This is a genomic window from Rhodothermales bacterium (assembly GCA_017643395.1).
GTDB lineage: Bacteria > Bacteroidota > Rhodothermia > Rhodothermales > UBA10348 > JABDJZ01.
Map to the genome: position 1 here is coordinate 1,777,074 of JAEPNP010000001.1, position 19,369 is coordinate 1,796,442.

Here is a 19,369-nt window from a genome sequence, read left to right on the forward strand (position 1 = left end):
GGCCCCCCCGATTGTATCCCACATACAATTACGGCCAACCCGACATGAGCTCCCGTCTCATTGCACTTTGCTTCTGCTTCCTTGTAACCCTTCCACTCCAAGCCGACCCCACCCTGCGGGTTCTGAATCCTACCCGCGCCTGGCAAAATTACCAGGGCACTATTGAAGAGGCGCTGGTCTCCATGAGACCACGAGGCGCCTACATGGAGGTCGGTCTCTACCTCACATTCTCCGCCCGCTCATCCGGGCTGCCCGCCAACACCCAACTCGAAGTCGAGTACAAGTTCAGCCTGCCCGAAGGCTCGATCGTGACCGACTCCTGGTTGTGGGTAGGTGACGACATCATGCAGGCGCTGATCATCGATCAGTGGACCGCCGCCTCCATCTACGAGGGCATTGTCAACCGAAGGCGGGACCCCTCCATCCTGTACAAACGAGGACCGGACAACTACGAACTGAGGGTGTACCCCCTCCTTCTCAACGACACCAGAAAGGTCAAGCTGACGTATCTGGTGCCCATCGATGTCGTCGATACCCAGGCATCGGTCCCCCTTCCACTGGAGTTACTGGAGGACTCGAGGCATCCGGTCAAGAATCTCGATGTCCTGGCCTGGAGTTATGACGAGACCGCATCGCCCGGCATCCTGGAAGGCGCAGGCCCGGGATTTGAACTGAAGAATGATCCGCGGCTGGGATTCCATTACCGTCAGACCCTGAACCTGACCGCGCTTCCGCACCGAGCACGGCTCAACCTGACTGTGCCCATTCCGTTTGACGACGGCCTCTATCTCAGCTCCTACCAGGGGAAGGAGAACAACTACTACCAGCTGATTCTTCAGCCTTCCAGCGTGCTGGGTGCGACCACCTCACGCAAGGTCGCGGTCCTGATCGACAACGATGCCGGCAATGCGTCGATTGACCGCGCCCAATTGATGCAGCAGGTGCGGGCCTCGCTGAAGGCCACGCTGAGTCATACCGACTTCTTCAACCTGTTCGTGTCGCAGCTGGATGTCAAGCAGTACGCGGCGGGGTGGCTTCCCGCGGACGATGCCACCATCGATGACGCGTTCGACGAGATCGGCGTCCCGGCCACCTACAGCAGCCTTCCGGCATTGCTCAAGCGGGGCTTCGAGTTCATCCAGCGGCAGGGAAATGAAGGCACCGTGCTCCTCATCTCGGCTTCCGATCAGTTTGGCACCAACCAGGTGGCCAACCAGCTGCTTCGTGACCTGGGCGCCAATTCCTTTGGCGGCAACGTGCAGGTCATCGACTACCAGGACCGCAGCGTGGACCAGTTTCGCATCAACGGTGTCTGGTATCGCGGAAACGGCTATCTGTACACGAATCTCTCCCGTGCGACTGGCGGGTCCTATGTAACCCTGAGTGACGGATCGAGTCTGACCGCAGTCCTGCCGCAGGCGATCAGGGCCAACGGTCGCACGCTGACGGCGGTGGATCTCTACACCAGTCTATCGTCGGGATTTACCTACGGCCGCACCACGTCCCTGTCCTCCGACGGTCTGCATTCTGCCAGCGAGCCCATCGTACAGATAGGCAAGTACGTGGGCGCACCACCCTTTTCGATCACCTTCTCCGGGATCAACCGGCAGGACGCGTTTTCTGTCACCCGTGATGTGGCGGCAGACGCTGTGGTTCAGGCGGACAGCAGCTCCGAGAAGGCGTGGGTGGGCAACTACATCAGGGAGCTGGAGCGTTTGCCGGAAAGCAATCCGCTGATCAATGAGATCCTGAATCTGTCCCTGGAGCATCGGGTGTTGAGCCAGTACAGCGCCTTCCTGGCGCTGGAGCCGAGCGATACCACACGTGCCTGCACGAGCTGTGTGGACGAGTCGGCGGCTACGAATGTCGACGACGATCCGGAATTGCCGCAGGCGGACAGCCTGCTCCAGGTATACCCGAATCCCTTTTCCTCGGTGACGAACATCGAGGTCTCCATCCCGGCGTCCTTGGCGGGCGATGCGGTCTCGCTGACCGTATTCGACGTGCTGGGCCGGGCCGTGCGCCAACTTCCACTGCGCCGCTCGGGGGGGCGCCATACGCTGCAGTGGGACGGCTCGGGCGACGATGGGCGGCGCCTTGCCGCGGGCGTGTACATGGTGGTGTTGTCAACACCCCATGGTACACGCTCGCTCAAGGCGGTGCTTTACTGACCCCTCCGGCGTGCGCACATGCAGAAACGCCCCGCTCGGACCTGTCCGAGCGGGGCGTTTTTGTAAGCTTCCGGGCGAGAATCAGTTGGAGTAAGTGACCACCAGCAGGGGTGCCTTGGAGCTGCTTCCGTTGTAGGACTCGGCGGTCCGTTCGCCTTTGCCACTGATCATGAACGCCATGTCGTTCCCGGCATTCCAGCCGGAGCGGTTCACGATCTCCTGCACGACGGCTGCGATGTTTGGCGTGCGCTGGTCCATGCCTGCTGCGCCGACACTCGTCCAGGCCGGGAAGCTCCATGTGACGTGGGATGCGGTCTGTGCTCGATTGCTGATGTCGTAGTCAGAGGATCCGTAGGAGGACGCATCGTCCGTGTTTTCGCCGGCCAGTCGGAGATGGTTGTCTCCGCTGTTCTTCTCGTCCACCGTGAACTGCACGTAGGCCTCGGTGATCGTGGCGCCCTTCGGGATGTCCAGTCCGCGGAAGCGGATTCCCACAATCTGGTCCTTGCTGCCGTCGAATGACAGCTCGAGGTCGGAGCTGCTACGGTACATGTCCCCGTTGGAGACGCGCTCCTCGGCGTCATCGTTCTTGTCTGAGATGCGTACGGAGATCGTATGGGTTTGAGCTGCCCGCGTGCCCAGATCCGTGCCTGCGATCGTTTGTGCGCCGGGGGCAGGGCCTTCGCCGACCCAGAGCGAATTGTTGAGGGTCCCCTTTGGAACACCGACGTGGATGCGTCCGGACTTGCTGTGCAGCCACCGGAGAACCTCTTTCGATGACGCCTGCGGGTGATCATGGAGATACAGGGCGACTGCTCCGGTCACGTGAGCGGCCGACATCGAGGTCCCGGTAAGTGTCGCGGTCTGGTGGGCAATCGGCGAAAGGGAGACCACCTCGTCACCCGGGGCCAGGATATCGATGACTTTGCCGTGGTTGGAGAACCACGAGAACGCGCCCAGCATATCGTGCGAGCCGACTGTAATGGCCGACTTGGCCTTGGCGGGGGTGACCTTGGAGGCATCCACGCCCTGGTTTCCGGCGGCCACCACGAAGATGACTCCCAACTTGGCGGCGCGATCGATGGCAATGTCGAGTGCGGTGTCCTCGGTGGTGCCGACGACCTCCCCCAGCGACATGTTCACAACCATCGGCGTGTTCGGCTGGGCGGCTTTGCGTTTGGCAATCTCCTCGACTGCAGCGACCACGACGGAGACGTCGGTAGTGCCCTCATCATTGAGGACCTTGAGATTGTGAATCCGCGAACCCGGGGCGATGCCCACCAGGCCGTCGGAATCGTCGATAGCACCGATGATCCCGGCGATGTGGGTGCCGTGACCATCATAGTCGGCCGGGTCGTCCATTCCCGGACGGAAATCGATCGACTCGACAAGTGCCAGGTCGTCATCCGGATCCGAACTGTTGGCTTTCGCGACGCCTGTGTCGAGCACGAACACATCGACCGGAACGGAGCCCGATCCGTTGCCGGACTGGGTGGAGCTGGTTGCCCCGCCTACCATGGCCACACTCCATGGCAGATGCTGCGAGGTTGCCGTCGAGCTGCCACTGCTGACGGGAAACTTCATGCCGAAGTCCGGCTCGAACCAGGAGATTTCCGGGTCGTCCGCCATGGTCCGGAGCAGCTCGATAAAGTCGCTCTGTCCATTCTTCAGCCTTGCGGTGACCGCGTACCCGTCGAAGACTTCTTCGTATTCGAACCGCTCAAGGATCTCGAAGCGTTCGAGCAGCCGGTACCGCTCCACCACGCGGAACCGCTCGACAATTCCGTAGCGCTCCACCAGCTCCTGCGCATTGATCGCGAAGATGAGGTTGAGCTCCTCGCCGTCCTTGCCTGCGGTCTCTCCGCGGGCTTTTTCAAGGAGGTGAGCGTGCCTGAACTTGTCAGGGTCCAGTTCCTGGACTTCACGCGGCGTCTCTGGGCGCTCCTCGACGGCGCTGCCGGTAAAGCTTTCGGAGCAGCCGCCAGCCAGGACTGCGAAGCCGAGAAACAGGAAAAATCTGCGATACATGGAGTAGGGAGGATTGAGAGTGTGGCGCAGGGACAAGCATCCCCACGGTCCCCGTATCGGCAGTTGGCGTGCGGACTTAAGCCCGAAGCAGAGAAAGTTGGCGCTTTTGGGTGGCGGGGTTGTTCGGGGCGGCGCGGCGGCTGTTGGGGGTGCGAGGGGGGCTGCGGGGGGCTGCGGTTGGCGCGGTTGTGGGCGCGTCGGTTGGCGCGGGGACGGCCCTTGGTCGGCCGGGACGGCCGGGCCCCCGTGGCGGGGTTGCGGTCGGGCGTAATGGTGCGGATGTGGAATCGCGGCCCCCGATTACACTTACGGCTCCCGCCGCGGGGCGCCCGAGTGGAATAGGGCCCCGCAGTCGACTTCGGTCCGGGGCCGCGGGGCCTCTACGTGGAAAGCGGCCCCGCTATTTCACTTCGGCCGCTGCTGCGGCGGCCGCTCCGGTTGGCGCAGGCGCCCAAGATGCCGGAGGGCGCGGGCGCGACGGTTGGCGCACCACGGCGCGAGTCGGCCAGGACGGCTGGCCCCCGTAGCATGGCCGGCCCCCGGGCCTGATGACGCGGATGTGGAATCGCGGCCCCCGATTACACTTACGGGTCCCACCGCGGCGCGCCCGAGTGGAATGGGGCCCCGCAGTCGACTTCGGTCCGGGGCCGCGGGGCCTCTACGTGGAAAGCGGCCCCGCTATTCCACTTCGGCCGCTGCGGCGGCGGCCGCTTCGGTTGGCGCAAGCGCCCAAGAGGCCCGGGACGGCATGTGGGCGATGCGGTCCGCGTGCGACGTGCGCTTCAGATGCCGGGAAGGGCGCGGGCGATGCGGTCCGCGTGCGACGCGCGCTTCAGTGGCCGGAGTGCGCGGGCGATGCGGTCCGCGTGCGCGACAGCGCCTCAGCCCAGGCGCCGGCAGCCAAGGCGAGCCTGCGCAGGCCTCAGCGACTCAGCCAGTAGTTCAGCTTGACGATGAACGTGTTTTGCATGTCCTCATCCAGGATGCCGGACAGCTGATCGAAGAAGCTGAACTCCGGATTCGGTGAAAAGCCGCTGCGTCCGTGATTCCAGACAAGGAAAAGCGTCGAGCCGGGGATGTACTCCCATCGGAAGACCAGATTGCTCCGCAGGGAGCGGACTCGGAAGTCGGGATTGGCGAAGTGCCAGGGCGCAACGGGACCCGGGCCGTCGGGGTCCGCCACGAGGCGTCGACCGTCGTCCCGGGATTCAATGGTTGAGCCGGCCGACGCGCCGTATATCAGGAAGTCGTAAGAGCCCGGAGCCGTTAGCTCCTTGAACTCCTGGTAGTCCCCGGTCGAGATAAACGGCTGCGCGTACCACTGGACCGACATGTCTGGCGATAGCGCCACATCCATGCGGATGGTGGCGCTCACCTGATGCTGGTGCAGCTCCGCGTAGAGGTAGCGCGCGCCAAACGTACCCGTGGCGAAGGGATCCGGCCGGGCGGTAACGTATTGCCCGATGGTGCGGACGCGCCTGAAGTTCGGGAACAGCGACACGTTGATGTTGGAAGCTGCACGCCAGGTAAGGCCGCCACCTGAGAACAAACCCCACCCATCAAAGCGGTTTCGCGCGTAGGTGGTCCACAGATGTCCCGAAAGCCGCTTGCGCCCATCGCTGAATCCCACAACGTTCAGGCTCCAATTGGCCGGTAGCAAGGTGTTGGGACCTCCACGTGTACCGGCCGGATTCAGGTTGTCGCTTCGGAGGTTGAAGCTGGCGTTGCTGCCCCAGTAGTTCAGGAATTGCCCGTTCAACCCCAGAAAGGCGCCGCGACCGGTTCGTGTGCCGCCGTAGTTCTGCGAGCGGAAGCCGGTGGCATTGATGCGAAAGGTGCGGAAGACCTTGCCGGGCTCCAGCCAGCGCCGCGTGACGCGGAAGCCGGTGAAGATCTCGTCCACCCCCGTGAGAAACCCAGCGTCGTTGATTTCGAAGCCGGGGGAGTACGCGTAGAAGTCGGCGCCCACCAGCCAGTCTCCCGAAACCTTGTCTATCTGGAACGATGTGGCATAGCCGGTGAGACTCGTGGCGGCGGTGTCCACAGATACGTAGTCCTGGTCCGGGCGCTGGAAGTAGCGCGCAGACGAGCGCTGCAGGCGCGTGATGGCGTCGGGTTCGCCCCGGACAGCGGAGCCGGAAAAGGTGCCGTTCACCACAAAGCGGTTGTCCCCGAATCGGTGAAAGAAGTCGATGCCGCCGGAGTAGGCACTCGACGGCAGAAAGGACAGAGCCGGATCCGCGATGTCGCGATTGACTGCCGTCCCGAGAATGCCGATCGAGGAGGACCCTTCCCGGAAGTCGCGGCGGAGACTTGCCACGGCATAGTTGGATCGTGGCTCCACCACCGCTTCGGTGCGCGTTCCGTCGGCGCGCTGAATGGGGGCGACTTCGCGTCCGGTTACGGCTTCCAGCAGACCAATGGACCAACCGCCAGTCTGTCCGGACAGTTTTGTCGCCGCCAGGATCGAGGTGTTGATGGGGTTGTCGACAAAGCCGCCTGGTTCGAACACAGGTCGGGAGGGCGCGCGACCCACGCGTCTGGAGTAGAACAGCTGAGGCGCGCCGAAGATGAAGCCGCCGCTTCCGGCACCGAACTGAAAGAGGTTGGCTCCTTCAACAAAGAATGGGCGACGTTCCTCAAAAAAGGTCTCGAACACGGTCAGGTTGACTTCGGCCGGGTCGGCTTCCACCTGGCCGAAATCCGGGTTCACCGTTGCGTTCAACGTGAGGTCAGACGTGACACCAAGATTGACGTCGAGGCCGGCCGTGACTGATTGCAGGCTGCCGTCGTTAAACGGGTTATTCGGATTCGCCGTTTGGTCGTGGTCGGTCTTGGCGACGGTGTAGGGGAGGACTTCCAGGCGTCGAGGCGATTGGATGCCCCGCAGGCCGTCCAGATGGCCAAAGTGGGAGGCAAAGCCCTGTTCTTCATTCTCCCACCAGCTCCATGCCGCCCACTCGCTCTTGCGGAAGATCCGGCGGGTGAAGTTGATGCCCCAGGTCTGCTCGTCCGCCCCGGAGAATCGAAGCTGCGAAAACGGGATGCGCATCTCCACCACCCAACCCTGTTGGTCGATGGAGGTCGCCGCCTCCCAGACGGGATCCCAGGAAAAGTCTTCGTTGTCGGAGTCGTTCGTGGCTATGTAGTCCGCTCGCACGCCAGATGGGTTGACCGAGAACCTGAACGCCGTCCGGTGGTCGTGGTACGAGTCGATCGAGACGATGAAGCGATCACTGGCTTCTTCGTTGTCGCGGCGCGCGAGGCGACCCGCGATCCCATCCGGGTCCGAGTCAAGGAGGCGCGCACCCACGTAGAGTGCCTGGTCGTCGTAGGCCACGCGCACTTCGGTTCGTTCGCTGGCCGGATCTCCATCGACCGGAAAATCCTGTCGGAAACCCGTCGCGACCGGGGCAGACGCCCAGACCGCATCGTCCAGCCGGCCGTCCACGCGGGGAGCACCCTGGGCGGCACGGACGGCGGAGATTCGGGGAGGCTCATCGTCGAGCACACCCTGCGCCATCTGGGCCCTGGCGGGCGAGGCCATCAGCAGCAGCGAAAGGGCCGGCAGGACTCTGGAGCGCAGCATGGGTGAACCGATTGGGGAGGAAGCAAGGTGGCCGGGGAAGCCCACATGCAAGAGACACAGGATCCCCGGATACGGTTGCCAATTCCCTACGGAGGGTCCCAGGAACGGGTGCGGGCAGTTTCCGGTGCCCTCGGCGGCACCTCCAACGCCTGCCCCGACGTGGCGGCCGGCTCCCGAGCCGCACGCGCCGAGCCCGTCAGTCCGTGGCCGGCTTCTCCTTCTCGGTCGCCTTCTTCTTCGGCACCGCGAACGGCGTCCACTTCTCGCCCGTCACGTGCTCGTGGATCCAGCGGATCTCCTCGACATCACGCGTACGCTGGTGACGAGGCTCCCGGAAGCCGTGCGGCTCGCGAGGGAATCGGATGTACCGCACCGGCGCGTTGCCTGCATCCCGGATGGCTGCGAAGAACATCATGCTCTGCGGTTCGGTGTCGGTGGTGTCGTTCATGCCGTGCAGGATGAGCGTGGGCGTTCTCACCTTGTGCGCGTGCGTGAGCGGGGAGCGCTCTCTCCAGAACTCCGCATTCTCCCACGGATTGCCCCCCAGGTACCAACGGCTCACGTCAAAGTTGAAGCCGGGTCCGTACTCGGACGTCCAGTCGGACACCATGGCACCGACCGATGCGGCCTTGAAACGATGGGTCTGCGTGATGGTCCATCCGCCCAGAATGCCACCGTAGCTCCAGCCCCGCACAGCCAACCGCGAAGGATCCGCGAGTCCATCGCCAATCATCTTGTCCACGCCGGTCATCAGATCGTGGAAGTTGCCCCCGCCGATGTCGTTCATGTTGCCGCGCAGCAACTCGTCGTCGTACCCGCTGGAGCCGCGCACGTTGGGCATCAACTGTACGTAACCGAGGCCGCCCCAGACGTGGTCGCGGTAGCTCCACCGGTTGGAAAACACTCCGGCGGGGCCTCCGTGGATGTGGAGAAGCAGGGGACCGGCGTCACCGGAATGAACCGGCGGAAGCAGGAGCCGTCCTTCGATTTCGGTGCCGTCCGTGGAGTTCCAGACGACGGTACTCGCGGTAGCCAGAAGCAGGCTGTCCCGTACGAGTGGATTCAGATCGGTGAGGCGGGTCGGAGCCAGCCGATCCGTCGGCGAGCTGTACAGGTCCGGAGGAGTCGATGTGCTCGAGAACCGGTAGACCATGTGACTGCGGTCCTTCGAGAATGCCATGACATCGAGAGAACCGGTGACGTCGCTTACCTGGGTGAGACTGCCGTCCGAAAGCTCCAGCCGGTACAGATTGCGGTTGGTGCGCTGCAGTCCGTTGAAGAGAATGGCCTGCCCATCGGGCGTGAAGACAAAAGCGCCGATGTTGCCGGTGAATGCACCACTGACCATGGTCGTCTCACCGGACTCCATGTCCCGCAGGAAGATCTTTTCGTTCCTGAGATCGAATTCCGTCAGGTGAGCTGCCTGAAAGGCGACCTTGGATCCGTCCGGAGACCAGACAAACGGGCCTTCGGGGGATTCGTTGTCGGTCAGTTTGACCAGGGACGAATCGGCGAGGGTGTACAGGTACATCTCCGCCAGGTGCACGTTGTTGCGCCAGTTCTCCTTGCGACCGGCAAAGATCAGGTGCTTGCCGTCCGGGCTCGGGGATAGCGAAGAAATGCGCAGCGAGTCCCCGGTGAGTTGCTTGAGCGAACCGTCCGCGGCAGACGCCTGCCAGACACTCTGCCAGCGTCCGGCTCGTTGCCCGTTGGCTCCTTCATCCACAAAAATGGCGTCATTGCCGTTCTCGTATTCCTTCTGCTCCTCGGCGGAGCGCGCCCAATTGGATACGAAATACAGGGACTTGCTGTCTGGGGACCATCGGTAGCTGCCCACTGATTCCTTGTGTTTGGTGAGCTGCCGCGCCTCGCCACCCACCGTGCGCAGGACGAAGAGCTGAGACTTCTTGTCCACCGTGCGTTTGAGGGCCAGCAGACTGCCGTCCGGCGAGTACCGAAGATCGCTTCCCCCGTCCTTGCCCAAATACGGGTACGCCGCGCCGGAATCTGCGGGGATGTGGTGCCAGGTCGTGTTGCGCTTGTTCTTGTCCCAGTCGAGTTCGGACACGCTGAACAGCACGCCTTCGCCGTCCGGGGTCATCAGTGCGCCGGAGAGGCCTTTCATGCGCAGGCCGTCGTCTGTGGTCATGGCGCGTTTCTGCGCAGCCGCCGGCAACGCTACGAGACAAACGAGAAGCAGGAGGTGGAAACGGAGCATGGTATCGGGAGGGAATGCCCCCGAATCTACACCGCTTCAACCGCCTGAATCTCCCTCTCAACAAACTGTACGATCTCCCGGAATACCACGGGACTGTAGAGAATGCGGTTGTGCCCCAGTTTCGAGGTGTGCACCAGGCGGGCGTGGGTTTCGCGGGCGATGGCCTCCGCGTCGCTCACGGGCACTATCGCATCCTCGGGATCGTGCAGAAGCAGGGTGGGTACGGCTGCGTCCCGGATGCCGTTGGCAGACGTAAAGCGCTCAATGCGGTCTCCGCCGATCTCCTCGAGGCGCCGATCAATGCGCGTCTTGACGCCGGCAGGCAGCCCGAACAACTGACAGAATCGGCCGCTGACATCCTTGAGTTCATTGGCGCCGGCCACCAGAACAAGTCCTACAACGTTGCGGGCCGGCTCAAGCGTGGGCGCGCCGGCGGCCGCAAGCACGCTCATGGATGCGCCGAATGAGTGCCCCACAAGAACTGTCGGACCGAAACGGTCGGCCAGTTGCACGACCGCGGAGCCGGCCCGGTCGAAGGTCAGCGTAGTCCCGTCCGACTCGCCATGCCCCGGAAAGTCCAGCGCAACTACGCGCAGGCCGGCCTCCCGAAGGGGCTGCACAAACCCGGTCATGTACAGGGCCCGGGACGTCCATCCATGCACGAGTACGACCGTAAGCGGTTCATCGCCGGACTCCCAGACCCACACGGCGAGGCCGTCCATCTCCTCCCGGCGAGCCTGGTCAAGGGTGGCCTGGGCGCGCTCCAGGCGCCGGCCCTCGATGAGGGTGCGTCGGGCACCGATGGGCGTGACGAACAGCCGAAAAGCGACAGCGGCGGCCGCGCGCTCGGAGACGGAGGCCAGCGCGCGCAGCGCAAGCGAAATGGCCCTGCGAAGCGATTCCGGGATCACGCGGCTTCCGCTTCCAGGCGGTCGATGGCCTGGTTGACAAGGCCATAGCCGCGCTGCGTCTCCACCACAGCTCCCAGTTTGCTCAGCATACTGAGCAATCCGAATACGACGCGATTCACAAATACAAAGTGCGGACTGCCGATCACTTCCCGTTCCCGGAACTGCATGGCTTCGGTCCCGATCGCCTTGACCTGCTCGGCAAATTCGGTTCGGCCGAAGTCAAACGAGCCCTCTCGATACGGGGCGACGATGAGTTCTCCCATCTTCAGGAAGAAGGCGAAGATCTTGTCCTGCAGCTCCTGGTCGTGATTCGGATTCAGGATGTCGAGCCTGAAGTACAGCGTTCGCAGCAGGTCCTCGTCACCCTCCAGCTGCGCGCGGAAGACCCGGAGGAAATCGTGCATGAACGCATCCGGCAGGGTTTTCACGCAGCCGAAGTCGATGACACCCAGCCGCCCATCGTCCTGGAACAGGAAGTTGCCGGGATGGAAGTCCGCGTGGATGGTGTTCAGTCCCGAGGCCACCTGACGATGCGAGAAATCGAACAGCAGTTGGCCAAAATGATTCCGGCGTTCCCGGGAGGGGTTCGCCTCCAGAAACGGCTTGATGTGCCGGCCTTCCACGAAGGTCATCGTGAGCACGGATTGCGAACTCAGATCGGGAATCCATCGCGGCGTGACAACCTCGTCATCATTGTACTGCTCCGCGAAGAACTCGATGTTGCGCCCCTCCTGCAGGTAATCCGTTTCCAGCAGCATCATGTCCCGGATCTCTTCGATGAAGGGGTCCACGTTGCCTTTGGCGACTCTGGACGCAATCCCGCGTGCGATGGTGAGATCGGCGTCAATGGTTTCGCGCACATTGGGGTACTGCACCTTGACGGCTACCACGCGGCCGTCATGAAGCGTGGCGCGGTGGACCTGCCCGATGCTTGCGGCGGCCACCGCATTCGGCTCGAAGGATGCGTACAGTTCCTCAACCGGAGCGCCGAGTGCCTTGCGCACGAGCCGACGGACCAGTGCGGCGTTCATGGGCGGCACCGAGTACTGCGCCTGGCTCATGACTTCGATGAACTCGGCCGGAATCAGGCCGGGGTCCATGCTCATGCCCTGCGCAAACTTGAGCGCGGTGCCACGCAGCTTCGACAGCTCCTTGAACATGTCCTGCGCATTCTGCCGGTGCATGTCCCGGCGGGCCTGTTCGCCACCGGCCCCGACTGCAGAACGAGCCATGAAGCGGGCGTAATTGGCCCCAACCTTCAGGCCTGCCTTCGCCGCAATCGCACCCCGTTTGAGCTTGGTCGAAGGGAATTCCTGATCAGCCATTCGCGGTGGGCTCTTCGGAGGGTGGTGTTGGGTCCGAGGGGGCTTCGTCGTCGGTGGCTCCGTCCTTCGACGTGCCGAAGAACCAGTCGCCCACCATCGAAGCGCCCGGGATGTATCCGGCCTCTGCGGCGTAGCGCAAAACGTCCAGGCCGCGCGAAGCGGTCTGATTGGCGGCCAACTCCGCGTAGAACCGAACGAGGCGGTCAAGGAGCGCCGTGGAACGCTCCCGGTCATCGGAATCGTCATCCAGCCAGGCCTGGATCAGCGTGACAAAGGTCTGCACCGTTACAAAGGCGGACGGCGTGCCGGAAAGAACCGCGCGATTGATGCCGGGCACACGATCGATGTCCAGCATCTCGTCCAGCGCCGAGCCAAGGCGGGCGCGGAAGGGGCTGCCCCAGGGTGACGCATATCGATCAAAAGTCGCGGTCGCATATCCGAGATCCTCCTCCAGCAGGTCGAGCATCACGAAGGCGAACGCGCCAAACCGCTCCTCGGGACCGGGCGGCGCCAGTTCAGCGACGGTAGCCAGGCATCGATCTACCAGGAGCGCGTAGTGTCGGACCAGCGGCCCGTCCACGGTACCGAATTCCTCATGTACGGCGTCCACCGGCAGACCGGCAGCGTCGGCAACCTGTTGCAGGCCGGCGGGAAGGCCCTGATCCATATACAGATCGCGGGCGACATCGACGGCAAGGCGGATTTGGTCGGGCGTCATCATATCTGCCGCTGTAGACGGGGCAGTGGCCGGGTTGTTACCAAGTGGTCGGTTAACGGCGTCTGAATAATGGAAGCGGATTGCCAGTGCGACAGTGTACCTTTGGCGGCTTCCAACCCCTCACCGGATCATGAGCTTTTCGACGCTCGACTACGTTGTTTTTGCGGGCTACGCCGCGCTGATCGTCTTTCTCGGTCTCTGGGTCTCCAGGGAAGAGAAAGGCCACGACAAGGACGCGTCAGACTATTTCCTGGCGTCCAAGTCCCTGCCCTGGTGGGCCATCGGCGCTTCGCTCATCGCGTCCAACATCTCGGCCGAACAATTCATCGGCATGTCCGGGTCGGGCTTCCGGCTGGGCCTGGCCATTGCCACCTATGAGTGGATGGCCGCGGTAACGCTGCTGATCGTGGCCTACTTCTTTCTGCCGATCTACCTCAAGAAGGGCATTTTTACGATGCCCCAGTTTCTCGAGGTACGGTTCGACGCCCGGGTACGCACCATCCTGGCCGTGTTCTGGCTGCTGGTCTATGTCTTTGTCAATCTCACGAGCGTGCTCTACCTGGGCGCGTTGGCGATGGAAGGCATCATGGGGGTCAGCCTGTGGACGGGAGTGCTGGGCCTGGCAGCGTTCGCCACACTGTACTCGGTATACGGTGGTCTGAAGGCGGTCGCCTGGACGGACGTGGTTCAGGTCATCTTCCTGGTGGGTGGAGGTCTGCTGACCACCTATCTGGCGCTGGACGCGTTTTCGGGGGGCGAAGGGGCCATCGCCGGATTCTCCAAGCTGCTCGCAGAGGCTGGGGATCGCTTCAACATGATTCTGTTCGAAGGCGAACTGCTGTACACGGACGATGCCGGCGACATGCAGGACGCCTACGACCTGCTGCCGGGGCTCTCGGTGTTGCTGGGGGGCATGTGGATTGCCAACCTGTTCTACTGGGGCTGCAACCAGTACATCATCCAGCGTGCTCTTGCCGCCAAGGACCTCAAGGAGGCCCAGCGCGGTGTGGCCTTCGCCGGCTACCTCAAGATGATCCTGCCGCTGGTTGTCGTGGTGCCCGGGATTGTGGCCTACGCACTGGAGGCTCCCATCACCCGCGGCGACGAGGCCTATCCGTGGCTGCTGAATGCCTACGTGGGCCCCGGTCTGAAGGGCCTCACCTTCGCGGCGCTGATTGCGGCCATCGTCTCGTCGTTGGCGTCCATGATGAACTCCACGGCTACCATCTTCACGATGGACCTGTACCGCAACTACGTGAACGAGGGTGCCAGTCAGCAGCGCCTGGTCTTTATGGGGCGGGTAGCCGCCGTGGTGGCGATCGCGGTCGCAGCGATCATGGCCCCGCAGCTGGCAAGCCTCGACCAGGTGTTCCAGTACATCCAGGAGTACACCGGCTTTGTCAGCCCGGGCGTTCTGGCGGTCTTCATCATGGGTCTGTTCTGGAAAAAGTCGACCGCCAATGCGGCGCTGGTCACTGCCCTGGCTTCGATTCCTCTGTCGTTGACCATGAAGGTGGCCCTGCCCGGCCTGCCCTTTATTGATCGCATGGGAGTGGCCTTCCTGGCCTCCGTCCTGCTGATCGTGCTCATCTCACTCTGGGAGGGCAAAGGCAAGGACAGTGCGAAGAGCATAGAGCTCGACCGCAGCGTGCTGCAGAATGACCCCGTGTTCATTGGCCTTGCGTTCGGCATCCTGGGCATCACGGCGGCCCTCTACATCATCTTCTGGTAGCCGATGCGCAGTGCGGCCTGGATCATACTCCTGTGTGTGACCTCCATGCCGCTCCGTGCGCAGGTCCTGCTGAACGGGGTGGTTTCCGGAAGCGACGATGGCCTGCCGCTGCCCGCGGCGACCGTGCAGGTGGAGGGTCAGGCGCTCGGAACTGTGACCAGCCGGGACGGGCGGTTCACCCTGGCCGTAGCCACGCTTCCGGTAACGCTCCTGGTACGGCACATCGGGTACTCCTCGCGGCGCATCGACGTCGTGGCTGCAGGCCCATTGCGCATCCAACTGGACCCCAGTCCGGTGGAACTGGGAGAATTGGTGGTCTCCGGCGAAGATCCGGCGCTGCCCATCATGCGCCACGTGCTGGCCCGCAAGCAGGCCTGGCGGGACTCGATTTCCACGTCCTATGCGGAAGTGTACTCGCGCTTTCAGCTGTACCGGGAGTTCGACCTCGTCGAGGTGGAGGAGACGATCGGTGCGCACTGGTGGCACGCCGGCCTGGGCGTACGGCAGATCACCCGCGCCCGGCGGGTGCAGCCCGACCGGCCCGAGCAGTTTCTGTATGCCGCGCCGACGCATGTGCCGAACCTGTATGACGACCAGGTCCCCATTGAAGGCACGCGCTTCCTGGGTCCCCTCCACCCGGATGCCCTCGATAATTATCGCTTTCGCCTGACCGGCCAGCGGGCGCAAGACGGACGGCTGATTCACGACATCGCCTACACGCCATTTGGACTGACGGCGGCCGGGTTTGTCGGCACGCTGGCCGTGGAGGACTCAACCTTTGATGTGCTCCTGATCACGGCGAGGCCCACCATTGACCGCATGGGTCCGCCGCCGGTGCTGGACCGGTCGGTGAGGATGGAGCAACACTTTGCTCGACGGGGTATCGCCATGGTGCCCGTCTACTTTGAGGCCAACGGGGCCGTGCGATTCGGCAGGGCCGGGGTACGCTATCCACGAGCCCGGTATCGACAGGTATCCGGGTTGTCCCTGCACGTCACTGGCGTACAACTGCCGGATACGCTGCGCACCTCTGGACGCAGCCTCCGGGATGACCCCGGTATACAGGGTGGCACGTGGCTGTTCTCCTGGAATCCGGGCATGATTCCGTTGACCGATGAGGAGCGTCGCGAGATGGACGGCATGCGATCGAACCGTGGTTTAGGCGCCTACTTTCGACCGGAGGGACTCCTGGCCCAGTACGCGGCCATTCCGATTGCTGAGCGCAGGGAAGAGCCGCCCGAAATCGGCGTTCCGGATCCCGTCTGGTTCAAGCCCTGGGTATGGTTCAACCGGGTCGACGGATGGCACATTGGGCTCAGGCCGGAGGTGCCGCTCACCCGCAGCGTCACATTGCGCCCGGGACTGGCCTTCGCCGAAGCGCCTGACGAAGTACGCTGGACGGCTGCTGCCCACTATGACGAAGGTCCCTGGTCGGGCTCATTCGGCGCAGAGCGGCTCACCGGAATCGTGGGGGTAGGCAAGCACCCGGATCGTTTTCTGACGGGTCTGGCGGCGTACGCCGGCTGGGACGACTATTTCGACTATTACGATCGGGCGCGGCGCTGGGCCACGCTGGGATTCAGTCGCCGCATCTCATGGGAAGTGACCGCATCGCACGAGGAACACCGGTCGGTGCCCAAGCAGGACGACTACGAAGGCTGGCTCAAACGCAACGTGCAGCGTGCGAATCCGCCAATTGACGAAGGCACCCTGGCCGCGCTCTCGGCGCGACTTGGGCTGGGCGAGCCGGACCGAGACGCACGGCGCCTGACCGGTCATCTGGATCTGCAGGGCGAGGTCGCGAGCGAGGGCATGCTGGGCTCTGACTTCGGCTTCAGTCGGTGGCAGGGAGCGGCTTCGCTTCAGGTGCCGACGCTGATGCGCCGGAGGGCCGTGCCGGCGATGCTGCGGCTTGACGTAGTCGCGGGCGGAGGGTCAGCAGGCGTGCCCGTTCAGCGCCGGGGGGTGCTGGATGTGGCTACTGGTCCCGTTGCTGGAGAGGTGGCGTTTCGAAGTCGCCATGACGCTCGACTCGTCGCCCGCCGCTGGGCCGCGCTGTTCTGGCAGCACGACTTCGGGTCCGCGATCGCCGAACGCATGGGCTTCGGTGAGACCAACCTCGGCATTGTGGTCTTTGGAGCGCACGGAACGGCGTGGCACGGCAGCACCACGCGTCGGGATGAAATCGGAATCGCGTGGTCGAAGCCGTTCAATCTACCGTTCCGCATAAACCTGGCGACCGACCTGCGGGAATGGAGTCCCCTGGTGACCCTGGAGTACTACGGCGTTGCCCGGCGGCTGCTGGGTCGCTAGGTGTCGATGTTGCGCTTTCGCACCAGAAACAGTCCTTCCCGGCGACTGGTCACCACCAGCGTGCCGGAACCGAAATACGGATAGCTGCTCCAGGTGCCGTTGAACCCGGCCTTGTCGTTGCCATAGGGCGTGGTGTCGAAGTGTCCGACCTCGACGGGATTCTCCGGGTCGCTGATGTCGACAATGCGTAGTCCGCTGGCATTGTTGGTCTGGTACATCAGGTTGCCGTCCACATACAGATTGTGGTCCGTCGCGTTGGTGGGTCCGAAGAACTCTCCGATCATCTGGGGGTCATCCAGATCCGTGAGGTCCCAGATCAGGGTGCGCGTTCGGTCCACCAGGCCGGAGAGCTCATCGCCCTCATCATTCTGGTAGAAATACCGCTGGTCATCCGTGAACCACCCCTGGTGCACGTAGGCGTAGTTCGGATATGTGGCCTGGCTCACGGCGACGGGATTGTCCTTGTCGGAGACGTCGGAGATGGACAGCGCAGCCCCGTTGGAACTGACGCAGATTTCCTGGCCGCGATGATCGGAATCCGGCCCCTGATAGCTGACGCACTGCGCATCGTGAGTGGCGCCGCCGCCACCGCTGTTTGTGCCGGAGTGCGTGAAGCAACCGACGAAGGTCGGATTGGCGGGGTCTCGAATGTCGATCATGTGCAGGCCGCCGCCGCACGTCTCGCCGCCGGAGCTGTTGCCTACGGTATAGGCATAGCCCGTGTCTTCATTGATCACAATGTTGTGCGCCGACGCGATCCCGTCATAAAACGCCGTCGGCTCGAACGTCACCGGGATGTCCGCCAGGTCGCGTAGCTGTCGCAGGTCCAGCACCTGCATGCCGTGCTGGCCCGCACCGTCTGCCACGATAAAAGCATGATCCCGGTAGACCTTGATGTCGCGCCAGGTCGAGCCCGGTGAGCCTTCAGTCCGGGGCAGCGTGCCGAGATAGACCGGGCCGGTCGGGCTGGACACGTCGACCACCGCCATGGCCTCCATGTGTCCCACCAGGGCGTATTCCTTGCCCGTCTCCGGGTCGGTCCAGCCCCAGATGTCGTTCAGGCGAACGCCACGATTGATTTCCATGTCCTCGTTGGGGAGGAAGGCCAGCAGGTCGACCCGGTTACAGGAGTAGGGTCCGGCGGCTCCGTCCGAACACTCCACCTCGGCGCCGGCGACTGCGGGCACGGCATCGACGGCGTTGTAGAGCACGTCGCTGACGGCCCAGCCGTCACCGCCGCGGCGATAGACGAAGGCCGTACCCTCGCCATACGCATCTCCGGCCGCACCCACCGCAAGGAAGTCGCCGGAGGCCGCGAAACCTGCGCCAAAGGACGGCCTGCCGCTGAGTCCGCTTTCCTGCAGGATTTCGATGGGTCCGCTCTCATCCCAGCGCATCAATTGGCCGCCTCCCGACGCCCAGGGCGCACCAATCCATACCGCCCGACCGTCCACCTGCACCGACGATCCGAACTGGGAGCGTTCACCAAACGACTCCGGTGCTTCGATCATGACATCCGATTGCCACTCTCCGTCCCGCCAGAAGTAGGTGTGCACGCGCTCCGCAGCGGGGGCACCGATGGCCAGGCGGCCTTCCTGGAGATGCACGGAGCTCCCGAATCGGCCCGGCATGTCGCCTTCCCAGATGACCGTGCCCGCGGGGTTCATGCTGACCCCGGACCACTCGAATACAGCGACCTTGGCGGCGCCCGGAGACGAGGCGGCCAGGCGATTGCCGTCGGGAGAGAGCGCTGACCCGAACCGCGCATCGTCCCCGTCATCCCTCAGGGTGGCGACGGCCACCCATTCTCCGGAGTTGTATACAAAAACGTGAACCTGCCCGGCGCCGTCTGAAGCGCGCGGCGCTCCTACAACGATGGCCTCTTCCACGATGGCCACCGAACTCGCAAAACCGGTCGCGCCGTTGGCGGAGGGAGCATCCAGCGTTGCGGCCTGGCTGTACAGCCCATCGGACCCCCGCCGGAAAATGTATACGCGGCCGTTGCCGTCGGACGCTGCCGAGGCGCCCACGACCAGCAGATCACCGTGTGCCGAGACAGCCGAACCAAAGCGGTCTCCGACCTGCCCGTCCGCGGCCATCACGGATTGCACGATCTGCCAGGCTCCGTCCCCCTGCTGCTTGACGATGTGGACCTGGCCCGGCTCGTGAAAGCCGGATGCCTCGGAGATGTACAACGTGTTCTGGTGCAGCAAAACCGAGCCACCGAAGGCGGCGAACGGATCCGCAGAGACGCCGGAAGCAGATACAAGAACCAGAGAAAGGAGAGCGGCCTGAAAACGCATGGTCGGCTGGGGTGGTGGACTGCCAAGATAACAGAACCTGAAATCGTCGGAACGCCCCGAG

General features: G+C 63.5%; 10 protein-coding genes. 3 read left to right on the forward strand and 7 right to left on the reverse strand.

The window, feature by feature from the left end; all coding sequences use genetic code 11:
- The first annotated feature begins 44 nt into the window (after positions 1–44).
- Positions 45–2,171 carry a T9SS type A sorting domain-containing protein gene (locus JJ896_07255; GenBank protein ID MBO6779435.1) on the forward strand — a complete coding sequence of 709 codons (2,127 nt, stop codon included), beginning with the start codon at positions 45–47 and terminating at the stop codon, positions 2,169–2,171.
- An 81-nt stretch (positions 2,172–2,252) separates the two neighbouring features.
- On the opposite strand, the gene JJ896_07260 is transcribed toward JJ896_07255, so the two are convergent.
- The 6 genes from JJ896_07260 to JJ896_07285 all read right to left on the reverse strand — a co-directional run bounded on the left by JJ896_07260 (position 2,253) and on the right by JJ896_07285 (position 12,960).
- A complete protein-coding gene (locus JJ896_07260; protein ID MBO6779436.1) occupies positions 2,253–4,199 on the reverse strand; it encodes a S8 family serine peptidase in 1,947 nt (648 codons plus the stop codon).
- A gap of 922 nt (positions 4,200–5,121) precedes the next feature.
- Positions 5,122–7,788 carry a carbohydrate binding family 9 domain-containing protein gene (locus JJ896_07265; GenBank protein MBO6779437.1) on the reverse strand — a complete coding sequence of 889 codons (2,667 nt, stop codon included), beginning with the start codon at positions 7,786–7,788 and terminating at the stop codon, positions 5,122–5,124.
- A gap of 196 nt (positions 7,789–7,984) precedes the next feature.
- Entirely contained in the window at positions 7,985–10,006 is a 2,022-nt protein-coding gene (locus tag JJ896_07270) for a S9 family peptidase (protein ID MBO6779438.1), read from the reverse strand.
- A 26-nt stretch (positions 10,007–10,032) separates the two neighbouring features.
- Entirely contained in the window at positions 10,033–10,917 is an 885-nt protein-coding gene (locus JJ896_07275; protein MBO6779439.1) for an alpha/beta fold hydrolase, read from the reverse strand.
- Positions 10,914–12,242, reverse strand: a complete 1,329-nt coding sequence (locus JJ896_07280) for an AarF/ABC1/UbiB kinase family protein (GenBank protein MBO6779440.1) — start codon at positions 12,240–12,242, stop codon at positions 10,914–10,916. The genes JJ896_07275 and JJ896_07280 overlap by 4 nt, the downstream gene beginning before the upstream one ends.
- Complete coding sequence (locus tag JJ896_07285) at positions 12,235–12,960, reverse strand: hypothetical protein (GenBank protein MBO6779441.1); 726 nt, start codon at positions 12,958–12,960, stop codon at positions 12,235–12,237. Before JJ896_07285 ends, JJ896_07280 begins: the two co-directional genes overlap by 8 nt.
- A gap of 130 nt (positions 12,961–13,090) precedes the next feature.
- Here JJ896_07285 and JJ896_07290 point away from each other — a divergent pair, with 130 nt between their 5' ends.
- Entirely contained in the window at positions 13,091–14,692 is a 1,602-nt protein-coding gene (locus tag JJ896_07290) for a sodium/sugar symporter (GenBank protein ID MBO6779442.1), read from the forward strand.
- A 3-nt stretch (positions 14,693–14,695) separates the two neighbouring features.
- Positions 14,696–17,005, forward strand: a complete 2,310-nt coding sequence (locus JJ896_07295) for a carboxypeptidase-like regulatory domain-containing protein (GenBank protein ID MBO6779443.1) — start codon at positions 14,696–14,698, stop codon at positions 17,003–17,005.
- Here the strand turns inward: JJ896_07295 and JJ896_07300 are convergent.
- Positions 17,002–19,308 (reverse strand): choice-of-anchor B family protein, encoded by a 2,307-nt coding sequence (locus JJ896_07300; GenBank protein MBO6779444.1) that lies wholly within the window; start codon positions 19,306–19,308, stop codon positions 17,002–17,004. The genes JJ896_07295 and JJ896_07300 overlap by 4 nt on opposite strands.
- Positions 19,309–19,369 lie beyond the last annotated feature (61 nt).